Annotated in this window: 16 protein-coding genes; 10 read left to right on the top strand and 6 right to left on the bottom strand. The window is 29.2% G+C overall.

Features of this window, described 5'->3' with window-relative positions; genetic code table 11:
- From Q0T35_RS02520 to Q0T35_RS02510, 3 genes are all read left to right on the top strand, one after another.
- A partial coding sequence (locus Q0T35_RS02520; RefSeq protein WP_295840820.1) for a hypothetical protein occupies positions 1-1,022 on the top strand: 1,022 nt, incomplete at its 5' end.
- Between the two features lie 33 nt (positions 1,023-1,055).
- Positions 1,056-1,805: a PoNi-like cognate immunity protein gene (locus Q0T35_RS02515; protein WP_295813119.1), complete on the top strand. Its 750-nt coding sequence runs from the start codon at positions 1,056-1,058 to the stop codon at positions 1,803-1,805.
- A 4-nt stretch (positions 1,806-1,809) separates the two neighbouring features.
- The gene (locus Q0T35_RS02510; protein WP_295840818.1) at positions 1,810-2,280 is read left to right on the top strand and encodes a DUF6630 family protein; all 471 of its coding nucleotides are present in this window, start codon (positions 1,810-1,812) and stop codon (positions 2,278-2,280) included.
- A gap of 814 nt (positions 2,281-3,094) precedes the next feature.
- Here Q0T35_RS02510 and Q0T35_RS02505 read toward each other — a convergent pair.
- Together Q0T35_RS02505 and Q0T35_RS02500 are read right to left on the bottom strand one after the other, a co-directional pair.
- Positions 3,095-3,445: a DUF1493 family protein gene (locus tag Q0T35_RS02505; RefSeq protein WP_295840816.1), complete on the bottom strand. Its 351-nt coding sequence runs from the start codon at positions 3,443-3,445 to the stop codon at positions 3,095-3,097.
- Positions 3,446-4,204: 759 nt separating this feature from the next.
- Positions 4,205-4,810: a 2,3-bisphosphoglycerate-dependent phosphoglycerate mutase gene (locus Q0T35_RS02500; RefSeq protein ID WP_295813128.1), complete on the bottom strand. Its 606-nt coding sequence runs from the start codon at positions 4,808-4,810 to the stop codon at positions 4,205-4,207.
- Positions 4,811-4,978: 168 nt separating this feature from the next.
- Between Q0T35_RS02500 and Q0T35_RS02495 the strand changes: the two genes are divergently transcribed.
- The 5 genes from Q0T35_RS02495 to sucC all read left to right on the top strand — a co-directional run bounded on the left by Q0T35_RS02495 (position 4,979) and on the right by sucC (position 15,779).
- Positions 4,979-6,946: a S9 family peptidase gene (locus Q0T35_RS02495; RefSeq protein WP_295840813.1), complete on the top strand. Its 1,968-nt coding sequence runs from the start codon at positions 4,979-4,981 to the stop codon at positions 6,944-6,946.
- 285 nt (positions 6,947-7,231) lie between these two features.
- A complete protein-coding gene (locus Q0T35_RS02490) occupies positions 7,232-9,394 on the top strand; it encodes a thiol protease/hemagglutinin PrtT (protein WP_295840811.1) in 2,163 nt (720 codons plus the stop codon).
- Between the two features lie 301 nt (positions 9,395-9,695).
- Positions 9,696-11,858, top strand: coding sequence for a thiol protease/hemagglutinin PrtT (locus tag Q0T35_RS02485; RefSeq protein ID WP_295840810.1), 2,163 nt, complete (start codon positions 9,696-9,698; stop codon positions 11,856-11,858).
- Between the two features lie 302 nt (positions 11,859-12,160).
- Positions 12,161-14,323, top strand: a complete 2,163-nt coding sequence (locus Q0T35_RS02480; RefSeq protein WP_295840808.1) for a thiol protease/hemagglutinin PrtT — start codon at positions 12,161-12,163, stop codon at positions 14,321-14,323.
- A 259-nt stretch (positions 14,324-14,582) separates the two neighbouring features.
- Positions 14,583-15,779, top strand: coding sequence for an ADP-forming succinate--CoA ligase subunit beta (gene sucC / locus Q0T35_RS02475; protein ID WP_295840806.1), 1,197 nt, complete (start codon positions 14,583-14,585; stop codon positions 15,777-15,779).
- A 317-nt stretch (positions 15,780-16,096) separates the two neighbouring features.
- On the opposite strand, the gene Q0T35_RS02470 is transcribed toward sucC, so the two are convergent.
- From Q0T35_RS02470 to Q0T35_RS02460, 3 genes are all read right to left on the bottom strand, one after another.
- Positions 16,097-16,231 (bottom strand): hypothetical protein, encoded by a 135-nt coding sequence (locus Q0T35_RS02470; RefSeq protein ID WP_295840803.1) that lies wholly within the window; start codon positions 16,229-16,231, stop codon positions 16,097-16,099.
- Between the two features lie 69 nt (positions 16,232-16,300).
- Positions 16,301-16,522: an MBL fold metallo-hydrolase gene (locus Q0T35_RS02465; protein WP_295840839.1), complete on the bottom strand. Its 222-nt coding sequence runs from the start codon at positions 16,520-16,522 to the stop codon at positions 16,301-16,303.
- 263 nt (positions 16,523-16,785) lie between these two features.
- Complete coding sequence (locus Q0T35_RS02460; protein WP_293917555.1) at positions 16,786-17,316, bottom strand: mechanosensitive ion channel family protein; 531 nt, start codon at positions 17,314-17,316, stop codon at positions 16,786-16,788.
- A gap of 571 nt (positions 17,317-17,887) precedes the next feature.
- On the opposite strand from Q0T35_RS02460, the gene prfB reads away from it, so the two are divergent.
- Both prfB and Q0T35_RS02450 read left to right on the top strand, forming a co-directional pair.
- Positions 17,888-19,012, top strand: a complete 1,125-nt coding sequence (gene prfB, locus Q0T35_RS02455; RefSeq protein ID WP_293917553.1) for a peptide chain release factor 2 — start codon at positions 17,888-17,890, stop codon at positions 19,010-19,012.
- A gap of 44 nt (positions 19,013-19,056) precedes the next feature.
- Positions 19,057-19,974: an SPFH domain-containing protein gene (locus Q0T35_RS02450; protein WP_293917551.1), complete on the top strand. Its 918-nt coding sequence runs from the start codon at positions 19,057-19,059 to the stop codon at positions 19,972-19,974.
- Positions 19,975-20,049: 75 nt separating this feature from the next.
- Here Q0T35_RS02450 and Q0T35_RS02445 read toward each other — a convergent pair whose 3' ends face one another.
- Positions 20,050-20,412: a hypothetical protein gene (locus Q0T35_RS02445; RefSeq protein ID WP_293917549.1), complete on the bottom strand. Its 363-nt coding sequence runs from the start codon at positions 20,410-20,412 to the stop codon at positions 20,050-20,052.
- Positions 20,413-20,433: the final 21 nt, after the last annotated feature.

Genomic DNA, 20,433 nt, shown 5'->3' with positions numbered 1-20,433 from the left:
CAGTTTTAACTACCCCTTTTGGAAAAGTGATAGATTTGTTTTGTGCGGATGATAATAAGTTTACCGAAGGAGTAGGACAGGGATTAAAAAAAGGGATGGAGGGTACTTGGAATTTCCTTACCTCTGATATGTGGAAAGCGGACACATGGAAAGGAATGGGAAAACTGGCAGTTATAGGAGCAGCTTATTCCAGCCCGGTGACAGGGATATTGATGGGTGATACCACTTTACAATCTTTAGACAATGTTTTTGGTACAGACTTTAAGCAGACAAAGGACAATCTGGTAGATGGAGTAAAGAAAACCGCAGGAAACGCTTGGGAAGATGTAAAGAGGGGAAATATGGGGGAAGTTGGAGAAAGTTATGGACAACTTCAATATGCAGTAGTAGAAGCCTTAGCAGGAACCAAAGGAGCAGGATTAGTCCTTAAAGGAGCAACCACAGGGGCAAAAGCCTTAATCGGAGCTGAACGGTTGGCACAGGTAGCAGCAACTGCTTTTAACTGGATGAGTAAGCTCAAAGCAGGGGCTTTGGGATTTGTAAAGACGGGAAATCGATTGGCAGATCTTAAAAGGGCAATGAGGACTTTTAATCCGCTTACAGCAACTTCTAAACAGAAAGGAAATTTTGGAGAAATGGCATCCCATATGAATATGAGTAGGAATAAAAATCTTACCCTTATAGGAAATAATCCGCCCTCAACCCTCAACGATAAGTTACGGCAGGGAATAGACGGCATTTACGAAAACAGTAAACCGCCTCCCAAATATATTATTAATGAAGCAAAATACGGAACTGGTAAATTGAAAAAAACTAAAGACGGAAAGCAAATGTCTGATGATTGGATAAAAGGAAATGAACGGCTTCAAAAACAAGTGGGTAAAAAGAAAGCGGAAAATATAAAAGAAGCGATAAGAAAAGGAGAAGTAGATAAAGTACTATCAGAAATAGATGAAACTGGAAAAGTAACTACTTATAAATTAGATGCAGATGGAAATAAAATAGGTAAATGGAATTTATGAAATTTTTAACTAATTGAAATTAAGTCAATAAATATGAAAATAAGAGATAGACTAAGCACCCAAGAGAATTATCAGGAAATTATAGATTTTGATATGGAAACCATATTAAAAATAAAAAAAGAAATAGAAAAATTAAAAGAAAGCGAAAAAAAAGGAATACAATTATATAGAAGACCTAATATAGAAGCTATTCAGTATTCTTATGATGATATATTTTCATATAAATATAATTTATTTTTAGCAGAGTATTCAAAAGGAGAAAATATGGAAAAAATAGAGCCAATTTATTATTCCCTTATAGAATCAATGGAGCAAAGCTGGAAAAAATCAAATGGTTATATAGAAATGATATGGACTTTATCTATCGGAATCATGTTAGAGGTAGAAAAAGAGATATTTGACAAACTAAAATCTTTGGTAGAACGGGATAATCTCAATGATTATCTGGTTGATTTTCTATTACAGCACAGCGCAACCCAATGGAGCAAACAAACCACCCGTTTTGAGTTCCCTGTTCCTTACAAAAATTTAAGCGAGGTAATCGGGGTATCTTTTACCGATAAATACAAGGCATTGGAGCTATTAAAAAATTATCTTCAAAAGAAATGGTACAAAGGACATTCCGATATGGGCTGGTATAATGCGCATAAAAGTAAATTTAACATACATACAGGCTATTGGAGCTTTGAGAGCGGAGCAGTTGCCAAGATTTTGCAGTTAGATGACAGTTCATTAAAGGAACAGCAGTATTACCCGTACGATATGGTACATTGGAAAGACTAAGAAGATGGAAAAGTATATAAACATAGCAAGGAAAATAGTAACCAATCCTGATGACTTAAAGCAAATAAGGTCAGAACTTAATTATACCTATACAAATCCTGATAAATTTATTGAGAATAACGAAAGAGAATTGAATAAAGAAAATGATTTATTATGGTTTATACTGGTTGATTTTTTAATAGATAAACATTATGCTTTTGAAGTAGATTGGAAAGCTACCATAGCGGAAATAGAATCGGAGTTAGATGTATTGCTTGATAAACATAACCTTTCTTTTTCTTTTGACCTCGACCAAGATACAGATGAATTGGATGCAGGAGAAATATTAGCTTTTATAAATCCTTTATTAAAGAGAACGATTAATTATGTATTGGTTAATCTGGATATTGACAGCGATAGTTATGTAACAGTAATAGTTACTAAAAATGATTTGTCTGATTTAGAACATTTAGATAAACGGATTACTGTATATTGAAAAAGAATAAAGCCGGATAATATTGTTATCCGGCTTTTACAGAGAAAACTACATTTTTAGCATATTTCTTTTTTCTTTCCGATTTTCTGTACATATATAATTTTGTATGGTTCGGTAACTACAATCCAATAACTTTGCTATTCAAACCTAAACAATAATATTTAAAGGTTTTTTTTCGTGTTTAATTAGGATTCTTTCATAATAATATATATTAAATGCTAGTAGATTAACATTATTTACAGTAATTTTGAGGAAAATACAACGAACTTTATTTTAAATATTTTTACGCACTTTTTGAGCTTTGTTGTGTTATAATAATATTCCCTAATTAAAAATAGATGTTAAAAGGTTTTATTTGGAAATTTTGGGTTATATTTAGGTAATTGGTTTTTATTAGTTTTTAATTAACTTCGTAATATTTATTTGGGTCAATACTCTGAATAATTTCTTTGCATGTAAAGAAGTGAAAACAACGGACGGGGCGTTTTTCCACATTCCTATAACCTTTACCTCTTTTATTTTATTTATCTATTTGATTGAGGCATCGATTTCCCTTGGGTGTAGCGTATGGATATAGTAGTTCATTCTTTCGTATGTGTAGGTAATTTCTAACCAAACACAATTTTTAGAAATTATCTTTAAAATATAGTTGAGGTTTTTTATTTTATTTTTTTAATATCCTTATATTATTAAATTGAAAAACTTATATGAATAAATAAAATACATACTAGGAAAAGTATATTAAATAAGCCTGCAAATTAGAAAAATGAACAAAAATGTAATTCCTAAAACTTACTCAAAAAGGTATCAAAATTTAATTCAATATTCCATTATTTATAGCCTCTTGTAATTCCATTATACTAAGGTCTTTTAATTCTTTTTCATAAAAAGATTTATGAAGAAATAAATTTATAGTTTTTTGAAATAGGCTTCTTAATATATCAGATAAAGATTCATTTTCAGGATAAAACCTTTCATTAAACTTAAAACTACTACTTATTGTAACATTAAACTCTTTGGTAAAGCGCTTAAGAAAATAATCTACATCGTAACCGAATAACCCAAAATCTCTATATAGTTTCATCTCTAATTTAAACTCTATTCTATTCTCCCATATGGATAACAATTCTTTTTCTAAAAATAACTGTAATTTATAATCAATCATAATCATTAATTTGAAGTTTTTACATTTTTTACTACAGATATAGTAATTTTTTTAAATTTCATTTTACGATCATATAATTCAGTTAAAAATTCAATGATAGTTATTTAATTCAAAAATTTCTATTTAATAAATTGGTCTATAATAAACAGTAATTTTAAATTCGTACTAGGAAGAATGTATAATTTGTGTTATAAGGATTTAAATTAATATAGAGTATACGGTAATTGCCTTAAAAAAACTATTGATAAATAAATAAAAATATATACAATTCGTTGATATTTATATTGTTAAAAGTTTTTGTGCTGTTTCATAATCTGTCAAATTGACAAATGAATTTCGTATTTAACTTTAGATATAGCATTTGCTTAGCAAATATATAAAATAAAATAAAAATAAATTATTTTTAATTAATATAAATAAAACCAAAAATATTTAACGCGGGTATGTGAAAAAATGTATTTACCAAATGTAAAATAAAGTTAAAAAGAATACGATAATATTAATAGCAGTTTTTTATATTCTTGAAAATTATATAAGGCTTATGGAAACACATTAATTTATTATTAAATTGAGAATAGCGACAATTGAAACTATTTGTAAAATAATAGAAACATTAAAATGAAGATGAATATAATAATAAATTAAAAGTCCCGTTTTCTTATAAAAACAGGACCATATTTTAGTTAAATATTTGAGAAAAGTTATTTAATGGAAATAACTTATTATGAAAAGAGCATCTATAATATTATGCAAATAACATTAGAGGTTTTTAACCTTTAACACATGTAAATCAGAATTTAATTCATACAATCTAGGAGCACCTGTAGCAATTTCAAATTTAATAATTTCATCAGGTGTCATTTTTTCTAAAAACATAACTAAGGCTCGTAAACTGTTACCGTGTGCAGCAATAATTATATTTTTTCCTTGCTTAATTTTTGGCACTATCTCACTTTCAAAATAAGGAATAACTCTTTCTGCTGTGTCTTTAAGACTTTCACCATTAGGAGGAGCAACATCATAACTCCTTCTCCATATATGTACTTGCTCATCCCCAAATTTTTTAGCAGTCTCTGCCTTATTCAATCCTTGTAAGTCGCCGTACATTCTTTCATTTAATGCTTTATCAAACTTTGTAGGGACATTTTTTATACCTGCTTCCTGTAAAGCAATTTGTAATGTCTCTTGTGCTCTTTTTAAAGCAGATGAGTATGCATAATCGAAATGCAACCCTTTAAGCTGGTCTCCAGCTTTTTTAGCTTCTTCTTTCCCTTTATCGGATAACTCTACGTCAACCCATCCTGTAAACTTATTTTCAAGATTCCAAACGCTCTGGCCGTGTCTCAATAATACTAAAATTGCCATGATTACTAAATATTTATATTATATCTACGCACGTGAAATAATTGTGCCAATATAAAATTTGTAAGATAAAATATTTTTATTGAAAAATAAAGTGTTCTTTGAATATGCTATCTGCTTAAGAAAATGTTAAATTTGAAATTTATTGTTAAAATTAGGAAAAAGATAATAATGAAAAAAAGTAGTTTACTTGTAACAATTTTAATTGGTGTTTTTACCATGGCACAAAAACAAAATTTGACTCCGGAATCATTATGGAGTCTTGGAAGGGTATCCATAGATGCTGTGAATAATAGAGGAGATATTATTTATGGAGTTCAGTATTACGACCTTAAAGAAAATAAAAGTTCTAGAGATTTATATCACCTAGATGTAAACGGGAAAGTCAATCAACTTACTCAAAATAAGGAAAAGAAAAAGGCGGTATCTTTTCAATCCAATGATATTTTTATATATTCAATGGGAGAAGATATCTTCTCTTATGATTTAAAATCCAAGAATATTGAAAAACTAAATAAAGAAAATGAAATTCTCTCCGGATTATTGTATTCTAATGATACCAAATATTTTGCAATTTCAAAACCTGTAAAGCTGGAAAAAGTTGAAGGGACCGATCTATATCCGGAATTAGAAAAATCTGAAGTTAAAGTTTATGATCATTTAATGTATCGACACTGGGATAGTTGGAAAGACGGTAATTTTCAGCATCTTTTCATTGGTACTTCAGATGGAGAAGTATTAGATATCAATAAAGGTGAAAAATATAATTCAGAAGCTTATTCATTTTCTCTGGATAGTAAATATTTAGTATATCAGTCAAAAAAACTTTTCGGAACACAAGATGCAATTTCAACTAATACAAATATTTACCTTTACGATTTATCTTCACAAGAAACACAAAATATAACCGCAGAAAATAAAGGATATGATACTAATCCAAAATTTAGCCCGAAAGGAGAAATGTTAGCTTGGTTATCAATGAAAACAGATGGGTATGAATCCGATAAAAACGATATAAAGATTTATGATTTTAAGACCCTAAAAACAATAAATTTAACATCTGAATGGGATAATACTGTTATAGATTATGTTTGGAGTAAAGAAGGTAATAAAATATATTTTTTAGCAGGTATTAATGCTACACAACAATTTTTCGAGCTTGATATAAAAACGAAGAAAATAAGGCAAATAACTAAAGGTCAGCATGACTATGTAGGCATACATTTAGCGGGAGATTTTCTAGTAGGGGAACGTCAGGATATGAACCATGCTTCAGAAATTTATAAAGTAGATATAAAAAAGGGAGAACAGACTAAACTCACCTCAGTAAATGATGCAAGTTATAAAAAAATAAACATGTGCAAAGTTGAGGAAAGATGGATTGATACAACTGATGGAAAAAAAATGTTGGTTTGGGTCATATTTCCTCCTGATTTTGATAAGGATAAAAAGTATCCCACTTTATTATATTGTCAGGGAGGACCTCAAAGTACCGTGTCACAATTTTATAGCTTCCGTTGGAATTTTCAGATTATGGCTTCTCAAGGGTATATTGTAGTAGCTCCTAATAGAAGAGGGTTGCCTTCTTTTGGCATAAAGTGGAATGAAGAAATTTCAGGAGATTGGGGAGGACAACCCATGAAGGATTATTTATCTGCTATAGATGAAGTTTCTAAAGAATCTTATGTTGACAAAAATCGATTAGGAGCAGTAGGAGCTAGCTATGGAGGATATTCAGTATATTATCTGGCAGGGATTCATCAAAAGAGGTTTAAAACCTTTATTTCACATTGTGGAGTTTTTGATTTAGAATCTATGTATGGGTCAACAGAAGAGATTTTCTTCCCTAATCACGATATAGGGGGTGCCTATTGGGAAAATCCTCAACATAAAGCATATAAAGACTTTAATCCTATTAAATTAATTTCAAATTGGGATACTCCCATTTTAATAATTCATGGAGGTAAAGATTATAGGGTACCGTATACCCAAGGTCTAGAAGCCTTTCAAGCAGCACAATTAAAAGGAATAAAAAGTCGACTTTTGTTTTTCCCTGAAGAAAGTCATTGGGTGCAACAGCCTCAAAATGGAATCATCTGGCAAAAAGAATTTTTTAAGTGGTTAAAAGAAACTCTTTAAGAAATAATAAATAACAAGAAAAACAGATAGATCATTTATTTTCTTGAATAAAATTAAATCTTATCATTTAAAATTATTTATAAAAAATAAAAGATCGAAAAAATTGTTTCATCTTTTATTATTATTTTGTGATAATTAATTTACTTTTAGCTCTATTGATTTCAATAAATATAGTTTTAATATTCAATAAATTTATCAGAAGAAAAACGGTTTATTATAATCAATTAAATATTTATTGATAGTATAATTAAAAAAAAATTAACTACATTTAAAAAAAAATTAACTATGAGGAAAATAATACTTTTTTCATTATTATTTGTATTAAATAATTTACTCTTGTGGTCTAAACAAATAGATCAGAAAGAAGCGAAGCAAATTGCTGAAAATTTCATAAGTAACAATGTGTTTTATCAGCAAAGGAATGCCGGATTTGATTTGGATTTAGTTTATACGGCTCTCAATGAGGATGTTAGAAATAAGAGAGGACAAGTTGAGAAGTATTACTATGTATATAACATAGGGAATAAGCAAGGCTTTATAATCATTTCGGCGGACGATGTAAATTATCCCATAATAGGATATTCCAAAACAGGTTCATATGATGTGAATCATCTTCCGGAAAACTTTAAATCTTGGATGAAGTCTGTAGAAATGGGAATGCAACATGCTTTTGATAATTCAATAAATCCTACTCAAGAGATAAAATCGGAATGGGAAGCTTATAGAAGTAGTGCAAAAAATATTAGAGCTAGATTTACAGAAATTCAACCACTTATTAAAACTAAATGGGATCAAGGAGCTCCTTATAATAGTCAAATACCTTATCGTGTTTATACCGGTTGTGTTGCTACGGCTATTGCTCAAATTATGAAATTTCATCAATATCCTATATCCGGAATCGGTAAAATTCCTGCTTATAAAACTGTAGATCCTTCAAACAATGAAACCTATAATTTACCTGAAATTGATCTTACTCAATACACCTATCAATGGTCGGATATGTTAAATGATTACAGTATAGGCTATACTCCTGAACAAGCTAAAGCAGTAGGCCTTTTAATGTATCATATTGGGGCAAGTGTTAAAATGCAATATGGTATAAATGGGAGTGGAGCTTTTAGTAAAGATGCTGTAAAATCACTTTATACTTATTTTAATTATGATCAAGGAATTGACTATGTGGTAAGAGGTAAATATTATAGTAACGTAAGTGAAATAATTATAAATGATGATGAATGGAATAGTTTGATAGTAAACGAACTAAATAATGGTAGGCCAATTTTTTATTCTGGTTCTACAGATACAAATGAAGGTCATGCATTTGTTTGTGATGGATATGATTCCAATGGATTATTTCATTTTAATTTTGGATGGGGCGGCTATCAGGATGGATATTATAACTCTAATGCACCTTTAGATTATAAGTATACACAAAGTATAGGTTTAAATATCAAACCTAATGAAGGAGGAGAAAAAGTTTCTCGATATTTTGTGGATAAATTTACAATTTCTAAAAATAAAGTATATAAAGGAGAATGTTTTTTTGAATCACAAACAATATTTAATATAAGTATAGAGAATACAATTGATTACAATAAATTGTATTTAGCTTTATGTGATTTGAATGGAAATATTGTTACGATATTAAATGAGGGTAATAACCTTACCAACTATATTAAAAATTATTACTCCATAGGCAGTAATATTCCTTCAGGTAAATACCGATTAAAAATTGTTGAAAAAAATGGAGATAACTATAATTGCATCAAAACATCTAAAAGTGTGGAGGCAAATAATATAATAGAAGTATTAGATGGAGTAAAATCCCATAATCTATTTTTGCAAGATAATACTCCATTTTCTACAGATAAGAGCCAGGTAAGCACAGATGATAATTTATATCTTGAATTTTCATTTGGGAATAGCGATTGTAAAGACTTTGCTGGAAATATTGCTATAGTATTAACGGATGAAAATGATGAGTTGAAATATATTCTTGGTCGAAAAAACATAAATATAAGGTCCGGTTACTACTTTAATAAATATTATTTATATGTATCTGTTTCCAATGAAGTTCCAAGTGGAACCTATAGAGTAAGGATTTTTGCTAGAGAAAATGAAAATCAACCATGGCAAGTATTAGAAGGAGCTCAAATAAATTATGTACCTATTACGATTACAAATATCAACAATTTATCAAACGAAGATTTGAATATTACTAATGAATTCAATATTTATCCGAACCCGGTACAAGATATATTACATATAAAAGCGCAATCAGATATAAAAATAAAATCTGCGACAATTTATGATTTTTCGGGTAAAGAAGTTATCAATGAAAGATTATCATCTAATGAGATTAATGTAAGTAGCTTGACATCAGGTATTTATATTATAAAAATTCAAACTTCCAAAGGGATTAAAAATTATAAATTTATTAAAAAGTAAAATTGTTCAAAAAGAAAGGTTCAATTTTGGATTAAAAATAAATTCAGGATATAATAAAAAAATATCTATTCAAGAATTAAAAGGGTAAAGAAAAGTCTTTACCCTTTTTATTATTAATAGGTATATGGAATTTTTACTAAGAATGATGATATAAAACAACTGAAAAAAACATAAGTTATCTAATTGTTAATATATAAAGAATTTATTCGTAATAATATTATGATATATTTTTTTGTATACTATATGTGGATAAATATTAGCTTATTAGCTATATTTGAGAATAATTATATAAAATAATATTATGAATAAACGTTTATTTTTTTCATTATTACTGGTATTAAATAATCTACTCTTGTGGTCTAAACAAATAGATCAGAAAGAAGCAAAGCAAATTGCTGAAAATTTCATAAGTAACAATGTGTTTTATCAGCAAAGGAATGCCGGATTTGATTTGGATTTAGTTTATACGGCTCTCAATGAGGATGTTAGAAATAAGAGAGGACAAGTTGAGAAGTATTACTATGTATATAACATAGGGAATAAGCAAGGCTTTATAATCATTTCGGCGGACGATGTAAATTATCCCATAATAGGATATTCCAAAACAGGTTCATATGATGTGAATCATCTTCCGGAAAACTTTAAATCTTGGATGAAGTCTGTAGAAATGGGAATGCAACATGCTTTTGATAATTCAATAAATCCTACTCAAGAGATAAAATCGGAATGGGAAGCTTATAGAAGTAGTGCAAAAAATATTAGAGCTAGATTTACAGAAATTCAACCACTTATTAAAACTAAATGGGATCAAGGAGCTCCTTATAATAGTCAAATACCTTATCGTGTTTATACCGGTTGTGTTGCTACGGCTATTGCTCAAATTATGAAATTTCATCAATATCCTATATCCGGAATCGGTAAAATTCCTGCTTATAAAACTGTAGATCCTTCAAACAATGAAACCTATAATTTACCTGAAATTGATCTTACCCAATACACCTATCAATGGTCGGATATGTTAAATGAATACAGTATCGACTATACTCCTGAACAAGCTAAAGCAGTAGGCCTTTTAATGTATCATATTGGAGCAAGTGTTAAAATGCAATATGGTAAATATGGGAGTGGAGCTTTTAGTGAAGATGCTTTACAATCTCTTTACATTTATTTTAATTATGATCAAGGAATTGACTATGTGGTAAGAGGTAAATATTATGATAAAGTAAGTGAAATAATTATAAATGATGATGAATGGAATAGTTTGATAGTAAACGAACTAAATAATGGTAGGCCAATTTTTTATTCTGGTTCTACAGATACAAATGAAGGTCATGCATTTGTTTGTGATGGATATGATTCCAATGGATTATTTCATTTTAATTTTGGATGGGGCGGCTATCAGGATGGATATTATAACTCTAATGCACCTTTAGATTATAAGTATACACAAAGTATAGGTTTAAATATCAAACCTAATGAAGGAGGAGAAAAAGTTTCTCGATATTTTGTGGATAAATTTACAATTTCTAAAAATAAAGTATATAAAGGAGAATGTTTTTTTGAATCACAAACAATATTTAATATAAGTATAGAGAATACAATTGATTACAATAAATTGTATTTAGCTTTATGTGATTTGAATGGAAATATTGTTACGATATTAAATGAGGGTAATAACCTTACCAACTATATTAAAAATTATTACTCCATAGGCAGTAATATTCCTTCAGGTAAATACCGATTAAAAATTGTTGAAAAAAATGGAGATAACTATAATTGCATCAAAACATCTACAAGTGTGGAGGAAAATAATATAATAGAAGTATTAGATGGAGTAAAATCCCATAATCTATCTTTGCGAGATAATACTCCATTTTCTACAGATAAGAGCCAGGTAAGCACAGATGATGATTTATATCTTGAATTTTCATTTGGGAATAGCGATTGTAAAGACTTTGCTGGAAATATTGCTATAGTATTAACGGATGAAAATGATGAGTTGAAATATATTCTTGGTCGAAAAAACATAAATATAAGGTCCGGTTACTACTTTAATAAATATTATTTATATGTATCTGTTTCCAATGAAGTTCCAAGTGGAACCTATAGAGTAAGGATTTTTGCTAGAGAAAATGAAAATCAACCATGGCAAGTATTAGAAGGAGCTCAAATAAATTATGTACCTATTACGATTACAAATATCAACAATTTATCAAACGAAGATTTGAATATTACTAATGAATTCAATATTTATCCGAACCCGGTACAAGATATATTACATATAAAAGCGCAATCAGATATAAAAATAAAATCTGCGACAATTTATGATTTTTCGGGTAAAGAAGTTATCAATGAAAGATTATCATCTAATGAGATTAATGTAAGTAGCTTGACATCAGGTATTTATATTATAAAAATTCAAACTTCCAAAGGGATTAAAAATTATAAATTTATTAAAAAGTAAAATTGTTCAAAAAGAAAGGTTCAATTTTGGATTAAAAATAAATTCAGGATATAATAAAAAAATATCTATTCAAGAATTAAAAGGGTAAAGAAAAGTCTTTACCCTTTTATTATTAATAGGTATATGAAATTTTTACTAAGAATGATGATATAAAACAAATAAAAAAAAGACACTAATTATATAATTGCTAATATTTGGTATTTATATTTAAAAATAATGTTATAATTTATTTTTTTATAGAACATATTTGAATAAATTATAGTTTTTTTATTACATTTGAAAATAATTTAAAAAATTTTATTATGAATAAACGATTATTTTTTTCATTACTACTTGTATTAACTAATTTAATACTATGGTCTAAACAAATAGATCAGAAAGAAGCGAAACAAATTGCTGAAAATTTCATAAGTAATTACGTGTCTTATCAGCAAAGAAATGCCGGATTTGATCTGGATTTAGTGTATACAGGATTCAATCAAGATATAAAAAATAAGAAAGGACAAGTTGAAAAATATTACTATGTATATAACATAGGAAATAAGCAGGGCTTCATAATCATTTCGGCAGATGATATTAATTATCCCATAATAGGATATTCAAAAACAGGTTCATATGATGTGAATCATCTTCCGGAAAACTTTAAATCTTGGATGAAGTCTGTAGAAATGGGAATGCAACATGCTTTTGATAATTCAATAAATCCTACTCAAGAGATAAAATCGGAATGGGAAGCTTATAGAAGTAGTGCAAAAAATATTAGAGCTAGATTTACAGAAATTCAACCACTTATTAAAACTAAATGGGATCAAGGAGCTCCTTATAATAGTCAAATACCTTATCGTGTTTATACCGGTTGTGTTGCTACGGCTATTGCTCAAATTATGAAATTTCATCAATATCCTATATCCGGAATCGGTAAAATTCCTGCTTATAAAACTGTAGATCCTTCAAACAATGAAACCTATAATTTACCTGAAATTGATCTTACTCAATACACCTATCAATGGTCGGATATGTTAAATGATTACAGTATAGGCTATACTCCTGAACAAGCTAAAGCAGTAGGCCTTTTAATGTATCATATTGGGGCGAGTGTTAAAATGCAGTATGGTATAAATGGGAGTGGAGCTTATAATGAAGATGCTTTACAATCTCTTTACACTTATTTTAATTATGATCAAGGAATTGACTATGTGATAAGAGGTAAATATTATAGTAACGTAAGTGAAATAATTATAAATGACGATGAGTGGAATAGTTTGATAGTAAACGAATTAAATAATGGTAGGCCAATTTATTATTCTGGTTATACAGACACAAAAGCAGGTCATGCATTTGTTTGTGATGGATATGATTCCAATGGATTATTTCATTTTAATTTTGGATGGAGCGGCTATATGAACGGATATTATAACTCTAATGCGCCTTTAAATTATAAGTATACACAAAGTATAGGTTTAAATATCAAACCTAATGAAGGGGGAGAAAAAGTTGCTCGATATTTTGTGGATAAATTTACAATTTCTAAAAATAAAGTATATAAAGAAGAATGTTTTTTTGAATCACAAACAATATTTAATATAAGTATAGGAAATACAATTGATTATAATAAATTGTATTTAGCTTTATGTGATTTGAATGGAAATATTGTTACGATACTAAATGAGGGTAATAACCTTACCAACTATAATAAAAATTATTACTCCATAGGCAGTAATATTCCTTCAGGTAAATACCGATTAAAAATTGTTGAAAAAAATGGAGATAACTATAATTGCATCAAAACATCTAAAAGTGTGGAGGCAAATAATATAATAGAAGTATTAGATGGAGTAAAATCCCATAATCTATCTTTGCTAGATAATACCCCATTTTCTACAGATAAGAGCCAGGTAGATATAAATGATAACTTATATCTTAAATTTTCATTTGGGAATAGTGGGTGTGAAAATTTTACAGGAAATATTGCTATAGTATTAACGGACGAAAATGATTCATTAAAATACATCCTTGGTCAGAAGACCATTAATTTAAGAGCTAGTTATTATTATTCAATATATTCAGTTAACGTACATTTTCCGAGTGAAGTTCCAAGTGGAACCTATAGGGTAAGGATTTTTGCTAGAAAAAATGAAAATCAAACATGGCAAGTATTAGAGGGTGCTCAAATAAATTATGTGTCCATTACATTCACAAATTCAAATGAGCTTTCATCTGAAATTTTAAATGGAGTTGATAAAATTAGTATTTATCCGAATCCGGTACAAGATGTATTACATTTAAAAACACAATCAGATCTGAAAGTAAAATCAATAATCATATATGATTTTTCAGGTAAAGAAGTTATCAATGAAAGCTTATCATCTAATGAGATCAATGTAAGTGATTTAAAATCCGGTCCATATGTTATAAAGATTCAAACATCTAACGGAGATAAGAAATATAGATTTATAAAAAAATAATAAATTTGATTTCAATGCAAAAAGCGTTTCCTAATATCAAGGGAGCGCTTTTTTCTTTATTTTAAAACTTTTCTAGAAAAAACTGCTTAATTCTAGAAAAAATAGATCAGATAATGATTTCACTAAAGACTTATATTTACAGGAGATATTTTAAAATTTTCCATACTTGAATTAATTTAAGAATCTCAAACAAAAAAATCATTATATTTGTCATTATCGCAGTAATTGGAACGTATTGTAACCCGAAAGAAAATAAGCCATGAATTTACATGAATATCAAGGAAAAGAAATACTTTCATCGTTTGGAGTGAGAGTCCAAAGAGGAATAGTTGCGACCACACCCGAAAAAGCCGTAGAAGCAGCACAAGAGATGAATCATAAAACAGGAACTAATTGGTGGGTTGTTAAAGCACAGATTCATGCCGGAGGAAGAGGAAAAGGAGGGGGCGTAAAATTAGCTAAATCCTTAGAAGAGGTTAGAGAAAAAGCATCAGAAATAATAGGGATGAATTTAATTACCCCGCAAACATCCAAAAAGGGTAAAAAAGTTCATCAAGTGCTTATTGCAGAAGATATGTATTATCCCGGCGAAGCTGAAACTGAAGAATTTTATATGTCTATCTTACTAGATAGAGTTAAAGCCAAAAATATTATTGTTTATTCTACAGAAGGTGGGATGGATATTGAAACTGTGGCAGAAAAAACACCCTCACTTATTTTTACAGAAGAAATAGATCCGGCTGTAGGCCTACAAAATTTTCAAGCAAGAAGAATTGCCTTTAATTTAGGATTATCGGGAGAAGCGTTTAAAAATATGGTTAAGTTTGTGATTGCGCTTTACAAAGCTTACTTGTCAAGTGATGCAACTTTATTTGAAATAAATCCGGTATTAAAGACTTCGGATAATCAAATTGCAGCGGTAGATGCAAAAGTAACTATTGATAATAATTCTCTTTTCAGACATTCGGATTTTTTGAAACTGAGAGATATTCGAGAAGAAGACCCTACTGAGGTAGAGGCCGGAGAAGCGGGATTAAATTTTGTAAAATTAGAAGGAAATGTGGGGTGTATGGTTAATGGAGCAGGTTTGGCAATGGCAACTATGGATATAATAAAATTATCCGGAGGAGATCCGGCCAACTTTTTGGATGTAGGAGGTACGGCAGATGCTGAAAGAGTTGAAAAAGCATTTAGAATTATTTTGGCAGATGATAGAGTTCAAGCAATACTTGTAAATATTTTTGGAGGGATTGTTCGTTGCGATAGAGTGGCTCAAGGTATCTTAGATGCATATAAAAATATGAGTGATTTTATAAAGGTTCCGATAATTGTTAGACTGCAAGGAACTAATGCGGAAATAGCTAAAAGAATGATTGACAATAGTGGATTGAAAGTTATATCGGCTATTACCTTAGAAGAAGCTGCAGCAGAGGTTACCCAAGCATTAAACAAATAAAAAATATAAATAAAAGGCTACCTAAAGATGATAGCCTTATTTTTATGTTATTTTATTGGAATGTGATAAAAATGGAATAGGGCAACCATTGAAAGCCATTAGTGTCTATTTTCCGAACATAGCCAATTCCCGGATATAGGGGTAGATGGTAACCAAAAATAAGACTTTAATTTTCACTTAAATTAGTAAGTACGGAGATACGGGTTTTTAACGTCCATATCAAAAATCCAGTCAAAACACGTTCCCCATTCAGGATGATGAAATAATGATGCTCTATAGTGGATTAAACCACTATATCAACTAAATGATTCGTCTTTTCAATGAATGGTAGGGATAATATGTCCAGGCGTTTGTCCTGGAGCTAGAGTAAAGGTAATGTAATCTAAAAAAGTTTCTTTATCCTTGATGAATTTAACTTTAGGTATAATTAATTTTAATATATCTTTAATCATTCCATTTAATTCAGTTTTACTTCTTGCTCCTTTAGATTTGGAAAAATCTTGTTTTTTCTCATCTAAAATTCATGATCTTTTTTTCAAATAAACAACTGCGTTGGAAAAAGTTGGTTTGTTACCTCTTACTAATCCTCTAATATAATCAAGATGGCCATGGGTAATTACAATATCCGTAATTGGTTCAGGTTTAATACTGACTCGGAATAGAACATCAAATAATTTTCTTCCCTTACCATTAATATCTCCAGTCCCCGTATCAAACAAAATTAAATGATTATTCTTTTTAATTAATAAACATTTATAGCCAATTCAAGTTTGTTGATAAATAGTTGTTTACTATTATTTTATTTACCTCTTCTGTTTTAATATTCAGAGCCATTGAGGGTTGTACTGAAGATATGTAAAGATATCCGTCTGTTAATAATATGGCTTAAATGTTACCAATTCTTAATTCTTGAAAGCCTGAATTAACAAAATTTTGTGCATAAATTATCTGAGTTGAAATAGATGAATAAAATTAAATGGAATAAATAGTTTTTTATATATAGATTTTAAAAAGTTTCATCATAAGTCTTAATTGTTGAAATAGCTTTTTGTAAAATTAAATTATTTGGAAAAGTTATGGGATATCCTTCCTCGGTTCTTAGAACAACATAGAAAGCTTTAATGTCTTCCACAACTGCAACAATCGGATTATCTTTATCTATAATCCTTATAGTATCCCCAATTCGGAAAGGAACTGTAAAATATATGATAAATCCGGCAGTTACATTACTTAATAATGACCATTGGGCAAAAAATGCTACTCCCACAATAGCAAAAAATGAGGCAAAAGTGGCAAATATCCATTCTGGAGTAACTCCCCATATAGTTATTAATAAAATAAAGCCCAAAATATTAATTAATATATTGGAATATTTTATAACAACTCTTGTCCTCAACTCTTTAATATGGGAATGGTTGCCATATTTTAATATAATTTTATTTATAATAAGTTTTAGAAAATAAATTGCCATAGCTACAATAATAGTCGCTATTAATTGAAGATGATAATCTTTTAAAAAATTACTTAAAAATTTCATAGTATATATTATATCATTTATATTTCAAATATGCCAATTATCTTTCGTTATTTCTTAAAATAACTGGATATTCAATTTGTATTGTATATTCTTTCTCAAAAAAGAAATTAAATTATAATTAGAAATGAAAACTTTTTAACAAAAAGATGGATAGACTGAATTATATTTTAAAATTCATTATGTTAAAAGTGAAATTATTTCATTTAAATTATTTTCAGATATTCCCATATCTAAACATGAGTTGCTTTAAGGTGTTTTCAGATAAAAAAATCTAGATTATCCTTTTTATCCTTATATTTGAATTAGAGCATCGAGTTATCTATCATGAACAATATCTAAAACGGGAGTAAATTTACAAACAAAATTTTATCAACTTTTAATAAATTTTAATATTTCATAACATATTGTGTAATGATTTAAAAACGTTTGAAAAATAAGCATGTACAAGATAATTTTAAAATCTTTTTAAAATATTAACTTTTAAAGGACGAAAAACCTTTTATAATAGTATTATTGGGTGCTGTATTTTAATTATTATTATTGCATTTTACATTGTATTTTTGTAGTACTTATGATTACTCAAGAAAACCTAAAAGAAATTCAGGCAAGATTAAAAGATTTGTATGAATATTTGGAAATTGAAAAAAAGCAAGTAGAAATAGAGAATGAAGAAGAAAAATCTGCTGATCCGTCATTTTGGGAAGATCCAAAAGAAGCGGAAAAAATTTTGAAACAATTAAGGGCTAAGAAAAAATGGGTTGAAGAATATCAGGAGATTAAAACGCAGACTGAAGATTTAACAGTTTTATACGATTTTTTTAAGACCGGAGATGTTTCGGAAGGAGAAATAAATTCTCATTATCAATCCGTGATATCTTTACTTGAGGATATTGAATTTAAAAATATGTTGTCTTCTGAAGGAGATGATTTAAATGCAGTAATACAAATTACAGCAGGTGCCGGAGGTACAGAAAGTTGTGATTGGGCCAGTATGTTAATGCGTATGTATATAATGTGGGCGGAAAAACATAATTTTAAAATAAGAGAACTTAACTATCAAGCCGGTGATGTCGCAGGAGTGAAAACAGTAACGTTAGAGATAGAAGGAGATTACGCATTTGGATACTTAAAGGGAGAAAATGGAGTTCATCGATTGGTTAGAATTTCTCCATTTGATTCAAATGCAAAAAGACATACCTCTTTTGCCTCTGTATATGTATATCCCTTAGTTGATGAATCAATTGAGATACAAATTAACCAAGCTACACTTTCTTGGGATACATTTAGATCTAGTGGTGCCGGAGGTCAAAATGTAAATAAGGTAGAGACAGGTGTAAGGCTACGCTATAAATATAAAGACGAAGAAACGACAGAAGAAAGAGAAATAATTATAGAAAATACTGAAAGTCGATCGCAGCTTCAAAATAAAGAAAAAGCATTGCAATTATTAAAATCACGCTTGTTTGAAATTGAATTAGAAAAAAGAAATGCAAAACGTGACGAAATTGAGGCGGGCAAAATGAAGATTGAATGGGGCAGTCAAATAAGAAATTATGTAATGCAGCCTTATCGATTAATTAAAGATGTTCGTACAGGGACCGAAACCTCTGATGTGGATTCAGTTATGAATGGTAATATAGATGATTTTTTAAAGTCTTATCTAATGCTAATGGGGCAGAAACCGCATACATTATAAAAAATTTATATATTTGTTGGAATAAAGGCTAAAATTAATTAGACATGGTTATATTTTTATCATTATTATTTATTATTTTGTGTGTGTTAGCAAGTTCTATCTTCGTAGTAAAACAACAAACGTCTGTAATAATAGAGAGATTTGGGAAGTTCAATTCTTATCGCAACGCGGGAATTAATTTTAAACTCCCGTTAATAGACAAAATTGCCGGAAAAGTAAATTTAAAAATACAGCAATTGGATGTTATGATCGAAACAAAAACAAAAGATAATGTTTTTGTTCACCTTAAAGTATCTGTTCAATATCAAGTAGTTCAGACCGCTGTATACGATGCATTTTATAAATTACAAAATCCATATGAGCAAATTACATCTTATGTTTTTGATGTGGTTCGTGCAGAGGTTCCCAAATTACGTTTAGATGATGTATTTGAAAGAAAAGACGATATAGCTGTTGCAGTAAAGAGCGAACTGCAAGAAGCCATGCAGAGTTATGGACACAGCATTGTAAAAGCTTTAGTAACAGATATTGACCCTGATGAGCAGGTAAAACAAGCTATGAATCGTATCAATTCTGCCGAGAGAGAAAAAGTTGCTGCCGAATATGAAGCAGAAGCAGAACGTATTAAGATAGTAGCTAAGGCAAAAGCTGAGGCAGAAAGTAAGCAACTGCAAGGGAAAGGTATCGCAGATCAAAGGAGAGAGATAGCCCGAGGGTTAGAAGAATCGGTAAAGGTTTTAAATGGAGTAAACATAAATTCTCAGGAGGCATCCTCCCTTATTGTCGTAACACAACATTATGATACTTTAAGTTCAATAGGCGCCAGTTCACGATCCAATTTGATATTACTACCTAATAATCCTAGCGCAGCAAGTGATATGTTAACAAATATGATTACTTCTTTTGAAGCATCACAAAAAATTGGAAAAGATTACGGGGATAAATCCTATGAATCTGTGTAAAATGAAAGAAAAATAATTATAATAGAAAAGGCGCTGAATTTCAGCGCCTTTTCTATAAAATTTAATATGTAAAAGCTATTTTTTTGTAGCATTTTTAATATCATTTTTAGAATCTTCAGCAGCGTTTTTTACACCCTCTTTAGCATTTTCTGCGTTTTCTTTGATGCTATTGTTTTGATCTTTAACTTCTTCTTTTAAATGATTTGCTGTATTTTCTAAACTTTCTTTAGCATCATGAGCTGTTTCTTTAATATGAGCTGTAGCAGAATCTGTAAATTTTCCAATTTTTTCTCCTAATGTAGTTGTATCATTTGCAATGGAATCAGCTGTAACAGCAGCATTTGAATCTGCGTGTTTAACCTGTTTCTTTTGACAGGCAATGAATGAAATAGATACAATAGCAGCGACAGTAGTGATGTTAAAAATTGTTTTTTTCATAACTATAAATTTTTAAAATGT

Origin of the sequence: uncultured Apibacter sp. (assembly GCF_946479295.1) — a bacterium.
GTDB lineage: Bacteria > Bacteroidota > Bacteroidia > Flavobacteriales > Weeksellaceae > Apibacter.
This window is presented reverse-complemented; position numbering and strand designations above follow the sequence as displayed.